This is a genomic window from Myroides sp. LoEW2-1, from assembly GCF_009767705.1.
Taxonomy (GTDB): domain Bacteria; phylum Bacteroidota; class Bacteroidia; order Flavobacteriales; family Flavobacteriaceae; genus Flavobacterium; species Flavobacterium album_A.
The window spans coordinates 1-6,046 of the sequence record NZ_WSPP01000197.1 but is presented as its reverse complement, the minus strand read 5'-3'; the positions used below and the strand labels follow the sequence as shown (position 1 = coordinate 6,046).

Sequence of the window (6,046 nt, the reverse complement as noted above, 5' to 3'; positions counted from 1 at the left end):
CGCTAAATCTTGTTGGGATATAGTAACAGATGACAAAAGTCGTCCTTTGTCACGTCGCGGAATTAAAGATGCGCATTTAGTTTCAAATGCAATATTGTCTTATCTGCCAAAAAAATTCATTGTTTGGTCAAGTACAGCTGTACGCGCAAAACAAACTGCAATCATCTTTGGTCAGAATATGGATATTAACTTAGATTGTATCGTTTATAATGATGAGCTTTATACTTTTGATGAGTATGATCTTTTGAAAGTCATAAAAAAATGCAAAAATGAACATAATACTCTAATTCTTTTTGGGCATAATGACGCTATAACAAATTTTGTTAATAAATTTGGTAACGAATCTTTCGAGAATATTCCAACTTCAGGGTCTGTCATTATGAAATTTAGCATAGATAATTGGGAGGATATTTGCAAAGGGAAGATTCAATTAACCATATTCCCAAGAGATTTAAAAAATAATGAACACAAATACGCCTAAATACCATTACGTAGATAGAGAGAAAAGTTGGTTGTCTTTTAATGAAAGAGTACTGCAAGAAGCAGCTGACTCAACTGTACCGCTATTAGAAAGACTTAGATTTATTGGGATTTTTTCCAACAATCTGGATGAGTTCTTTCGCGTGCGCTATGCGACAATTAGACGAATGACACTTACTGGTCAAAGCAACCGAAAATTGAGTAGTGGAGAAGTTGTCAAAACGCTATTGAGTGAGATTACGAAAAGAGTAATTGAACTACAAAACGAAAGTTTGCGTATTCTGACAGAAGTTGAATCGAAGTTGGAGGAGGAGAATATTTTTATTGTCAATAACAAGGAAATAAACGAAAAGCAACAAGCTTTTGTAAAGGATTTCTTTCTGCATCAAGTATCTCCTGACTTAGTGACAATTATATTAAGTGATTTAGCTGAGTTTCCTTTATTGAGAGATACGCATGGGTATCTTGTTGTGAAATTGATGTTAGATGACAAATTAGTGCAAAAGCATCAATCAGAGAAAATTAGAAAGGCTGTATCTCCTGTGCGTTATGCTATTATAGAAATACCAAATATAATCAATCGCTTTGTAGAACTCCCTTGTGAAGGAGATAAGAAGTTTATCATTATGATAGATGATATTATCCGATTTAATTTAGATTCTATTTTCAATATTATTGATTATAAGGCGGAAGCAGCTCATATGATTAAAATCACAAGAGATGCTGAATTAGACTTCGATACGGATTTACACAAGTCGTTTGTAGAAAAAATATCAAGTGGAGTCAGGGATAGAAGAGAGGGTGCTGTTGTTCGATTTGTCTTTGACCGCGAGATGGAGGAGGAAACTTTGCAGTTTTTACTTCAGAATATTGAAATAGAATTGAACGACAGTATTATCCCTGGTGGCAGGTATCACAATAGACGAGATTATATGGGGTTTCCCAATATGGGGAGAACGGATCTTACCTATCCAAAATTACTGCCAGTAGGAGTGCCTAATTTAAGTCTTGAAGATAGTATTATACAGCAAGTACAGAAGAAAGATTATATGGTATATACTCCTTATCAATCTTTTTCATATTTGGTTAAATTTTTAAGGGAAGCTGCATTAGACCCCCAAGTATTATCTATAAAAATCACTTTATATCGATTAGCTAAGAACTCGCAGATTATCAGTTCTTTGATAAATGCAGTGAAGAATGGCAAGCAAGTAATTGCTCAGATTGAATTACAGGCGCGTTTCGACGAGGCTAGTAATATCTATTATTCAGAGTTAATGCAAGCAGAGGGCATTCACTTAATTTTTGGTGTAAAAGGGCTAAAAGTACACAGTAAGATATGTGTTGTTGAGCGTCTGGAGAATAAAAAAGTAAAGAGATACGGCTTTATATCAACAGGGAACTTTAATGAAAGTACGAGTAAAATCTATACAGATGTCACTTTGTTTACAAGTCATAATCAGATTATGAAAGACGTTTCCAAAGTATTTGAGTTTTTACAAGTAAACTATAGGGTTCACAAATACAAACACCTTTTAGTATCTCCTCATTATACTCGTAAGGGATTTTATAAGCTAATCGAGCGTGAGATAACTAATGCTAAAAATGGTTTGCCTGCTTATATAGGGTTGAAAATGAATAGCTTGTCAGATATTAAGATGATTGATAAACTATATGATGCAAGTTGTGCAGGAGTGAAAATACAATTGATTATTAGGGGAATATGCTCTCTTATTCCTGGTGTGCCTGGTATGAGCGAGAATATCGAAGCAATTAGTATCGTAGATAGGTTCTTAGAGCATTCTCGAGTTTATATCTTCGGCAATAACGACAAACCTGCAGTATATATTTCTTCTGCAGATTTTATGACTAGAAATTTAGATGAAAGGGTAGAGGTGACTTGTCCAATTTACGATGAGGATATCAAGCAAGAATTAATTGACACTTTCAATATCGGTTGGAAAGGAAACTATAAGACGCGTATTCAAAGTGGTGATTTATCTAATAATTACAGAAAAATTGAAGAAGGAGAAGTTTTCCATTCTCAAATGGAAATGTATAAATATTACAGAGAAAAATTAAATAACAAGAGTTAATATAATATATGCTAAAGATAAAGAAATACGCCGCTATAGACATTGGTTCTAATGCCATGAGATTATTAATAACGAACATAGTTGAGGAAAAAGGAAAAACGACTGTGTTTAATAAGAGTTCATTGATTAGGGTCCCAGTGCGTTTAGGACAAGATTCATTTACTAAAGGAGAAATTAGTGAAGAGTCGAAGTTGCGTATGATTGATTCTATGAAGGCCTTTTATTTGCTAATGAAGGTAAATAAGGTGGATAGGTATATGGCTTGTGCTACAAGTGCTATGAGAGAGGCTGAAAATGGAGAGGAGATTGTAGAGGAGATATATAAAGAATCTGGAATAAAGATTAGTATAATTGATGGGAAAAAAGAAGCGATGATAATTGCGTCCTCTGATTTAAAACACTTTATCAACAGTACACAAAATGTGATGTATATTGATGTAGGTGGGGGGAGCACTGAGTTTACGATATTTTCAAATGGAGAACAAGTTGCATCTCAGTCGTTTAGAAATGGTACAGTGCGACTGATAAACGATATGGTACCTAAATCAGTTTGGATAGAGATAGAATCGTGGATCAAGGAGAATACAGTAAACTTAAAAGACCTTGTTGTTGTCGGATCTGGTGGGAATATCAATAAGATATTTAAGATGTCAGCCAAAGCACAAGATAAACCTTTAACTTATAGTTATTTGACACAGCAATACAATAAGTTAAAGGAGATGTCTTATGATGAGCGTATTTCCGAATTAGGTTTGAATCCAGATCGCGCCGACGTTATTATACCAGCTCTACGCATTTATAGCAGCGCGATGAAATGGAGTGGTGCTAAGTATATTTACGTTCCTAAGATAGGAGTATCCGATGGAATCGTTAAAGCGATTTACTATGACCGTGTGCCATTAGATTATCAAAGTATGTAAATATAGGCTATTTAGAATTTTTCAATAGCACCTAAGCCAAATAAGGCAAAGTCATATTTTACTGGATCTATAGGATCCATCTGACGCAAAACATTATCTAATTCAGCTAATGCTTTTGCGTCATTTTGTTTGCGCTTTAGTATCCCCAGTTTACGAGCAACATTGCCAGAGTGTACATCTAAGGGACAAGATAGATCAGCGGTGCTTATGGTATTCCATATGCCAAGATCTACACCGTTATTGTCATTTCGCACCATCCAGCGGAGGTACATATTAATTCTCTTTGCAGCAGAGCCTTTCATAGGGTCGGAGATGTGTTTCTCTGATCGAGTAGGGTGTTCTATTTCAAAAAATAATCTTTTGAAATTAGATATTCTCTCTTGCATAGGAGCAGATGTATTTGCAAAAACACTTTCTAAACCATTGTGATTGGTATAAATGTGTTTGAGCCCTTTTATAAAAGTTGCAAAATCTACTCCGTTAAAGGTTCTATGGACGAATGAATCAAGATTGTCTAAGTGGTCTTGCTTGTGCTCCATAACGAAATCGTAAGGAGAATTCCCCATGAGTTCCATCATTCGCTTCGCATTCTTTATAATCATCTTTCTATTGCCCCATGCTATAGTAGCACTTAGGTAGCCAGCAATTTCAATATCCTCTTTCAACGTGTAAAGATGTGGTATCTGAATCGGATCATCAACAATAAAAGCTGGAGCATTGTATAAAAGAACTTTTTCGTCTAAAAATTCTTTAAGATCGTTTAAATTCATTTGTTTTATTACTTTGATACTATAATTCCATCAACCATTGTAAGCTTTCTATCTGCCATATCAGCTAATTCTTCATTGTGAGTAACAATGACAAAAGTTTGTCCTAATTCATCTCTTAATTGGAAGAATAGTTTGTGGAGGTTTTCTGCCGAGTGCGTATCTAAATTTCCCGAAGGCTCATCTGCGAAAATGACCTGTGGCTTGTTAATTAGAGCTCTTGCAACTGCCACTCTTTGCTGTTCTCCTCCTGATAGTTCAGATGGATAGTGCTTTATCCTATGAGATAGATCTAAGTAATTTAACAGATCAATAGCGTCTTGTTCCACTTCTGAAATAGTTTTTCCAGCTATAAGAGCGGGAAGATAAACATTTTCTAAAGCTGTGAACTCAGGGAGTAATTGGTGAAATTGGAAGATAAATCCAAGGTTTAGGTTTCTAAACTTAGAAAGTTCTTTATCGTCTAACTGCAGTATATCGCTGCCATTGATATGTAGAGAGGTGTTTTCTTGTGTAGTAGGATGATCAAGAGTACCTAATATTTGTAATAAAGTTGTTTTTCCTGCACCAGATGCACCAACAATAGATACAACTTCTCCTTTTTTAATGTGAAGATCTACTCCTTTAAGGACTTCTAATTTATCGTAGAATTTGTGAATATTTACTGCTCTAATCATATTTTGATTGTGGTTTTAGTATTGCAAAGTAACGATTTTTATGTTGCAAGAGCGAAACTTTGTCAGATTGTTTTTACAGTTATCAAATAAGTAATTGTGGAAATTACTTTAGAATTTAGTAGAACGACAAAGTCAAAGTAAGATTGTGAATACTTTGCTGTGACATATAACAACTAATTAATTCAGTCATTTTTTTTTATAGCGTAAAATATAATATTTTTATCTCTGATAAATAGTAATAGAAAATAGTATAAACAAATGGAGAACAATATAAACTTGCAAAAGGCCATTTTTGCTGGAGGGTGCTTTTGGTGTACAGAAGCCATTTTTAAAAACTTAAAAGGAGTAGAACAAGTGCTACCTGGATATATTGGAGGACACACAGTTGATCCTACTTATGAGCAGGTTTGTACAGGAGAGACCGGTTTTGCAGAGGCAATTCAAATTATGTATGATGGAAATGTTGTTAATTACAATCAATTGTTAGAGGTATTCTTCGCAACTCATAATCCTACTACTTTGAATAGGCAAGGAGCAGATGTGGGCACACAGTACCGAAGTGAGATATTTTATACGGGTCTTGAGCAGAAGACTTTAGCAGAGGAGTACATAGCTGTGTTGAGTCAAGAGCGCGTATTTGAAGATCCTATAGTAACTGTAGTCAGTAAGGCAACTTTATTTTATGTAGCAGAAGATTATCACAAAGATTACTTTGCTGTTAAGGGGGATAGTAATCCCTATTGTCAGATGGTTGTAAAGCCCAAAGTAGATAAGTTTATGACCAACTTTAGTAATAGAGTAAAATAAGTTAGATGTGATTGGGATGTCATTGCAAACTATCATATCGAAAGACTGACAACCTTTTTGCGAATTGGCTAAGGTGTTAGAGCTGTTTTCTTTTTAGGGGATTGAGATGATAATTATTTAGTATTTGCAGTGATATCCTCATCGTGCTTAATGTTGCTCTATCTAATCAGAAAGGGAAAAAAGAATAATTTAGTTTACTTCATTTTAGAATTATTGTCGAGAATTAATCTTATGCTAACTTTTGCATTAAAATGGCACTGTATAGGGCGAATTAATTGGTAGAGGTATTTGTTTAAATC

6 protein-coding genes are annotated in these 6,046 nt (G+C 34.5%); 4 read left to right on the top strand and 2 right to left on the bottom strand.

All coding sequences use genetic code 11. The annotated features are described in order from the left end of the window. From GOQ24_RS11730 to GOQ24_RS11720, 3 genes are all read left to right on the top strand, one after another. Window positions 1-481 (top strand): SixA phosphatase family protein (locus tag GOQ24_RS11730; RefSeq protein WP_160339767.1); only part of this gene is annotated, 481 nt, incomplete at its 5' end. Beyond that, entirely contained in the window at window positions 462-2,576 is a 2,115-nt protein-coding gene (ppk1, locus tag GOQ24_RS11725) for a polyphosphate kinase 1 (RefSeq protein ID WP_160339766.1), read from the top strand. The genes GOQ24_RS11730 and ppk1, both read left to right, overlap by 20 nt. An 8-nt stretch (window positions 2,577-2,584) precedes the next feature. Continuing rightward, on the top strand, window positions 2,585-3,496 hold the full coding sequence (locus GOQ24_RS11720; RefSeq protein WP_155092332.1) for a Ppx/GppA phosphatase family protein: 912 nt from the start codon (window positions 2,585-2,587) through the stop codon (window positions 3,494-3,496). 11 nt (window positions 3,497-3,507) lie between these two features. Here GOQ24_RS11720 and GOQ24_RS11715 read toward each other — a convergent pair whose 3' ends face one another. Continuing rightward, window positions 3,508-4,266 carry a TIGR02757 family protein gene (locus GOQ24_RS11715; protein ID WP_155092333.1) on the bottom strand — a complete coding sequence of 253 codons (759 nt, stop codon included), beginning with the start codon at window positions 4,264-4,266 and terminating at the stop codon, window positions 3,508-3,510. 8 nt (window positions 4,267-4,274) lie between these two features. Then, the gene (locus GOQ24_RS11710) at window positions 4,275-4,940 is read right to left on the bottom strand and encodes an ABC transporter ATP-binding protein (RefSeq protein WP_155092334.1); all 666 of its coding nucleotides are present in this window, start codon (window positions 4,938-4,940) and stop codon (window positions 4,275-4,277) included. A gap of 258 nt (window positions 4,941-5,198) precedes the next feature. On the opposite strand from GOQ24_RS11710, the gene msrA reads away from it, so the two are divergent. Further along, window positions 5,199-5,747, top strand: coding sequence for a peptide-methionine (S)-S-oxide reductase MsrA (gene msrA / locus GOQ24_RS11705; protein WP_155092335.1), 549 nt, complete (start codon window positions 5,199-5,201; stop codon window positions 5,745-5,747). Window positions 5,748-6,046: the final 299 nt, after the last annotated feature.

Bases quoted from the DNA above. Each gene is read 5' to 3' on its own strand.
- ppk1 (WP_160339766.1), top strand. From the start codon at position 462: ATGAACACAAATACGCCTAAATACCATTACGTAGATAGAGAGAAAAGT.
- GOQ24_RS11720 (WP_155092332.1), top strand. From the start codon at position 2,585: ATGCTAAAGATAAAGAAATACGCCGCTATAGACATTGGTTCTAATGCC.
- GOQ24_RS11715 (WP_155092333.1), bottom strand. From the start codon at position 4,266: ATGAATTTAAACGATCTTAAAGAATTTTTAGACGAAAAAGTTCTTTTA.
- GOQ24_RS11710 (WP_155092334.1), bottom strand. From the start codon at position 4,940: ATGATTAGAGCAGTAAATATTCACAAATTCTACGATAAATTAGAAGTC.
- msrA (WP_155092335.1), top strand. From the start codon at position 5,199: ATGGAGAACAATATAAACTTGCAAAAGGCCATTTTTGCTGGAGGGTGC.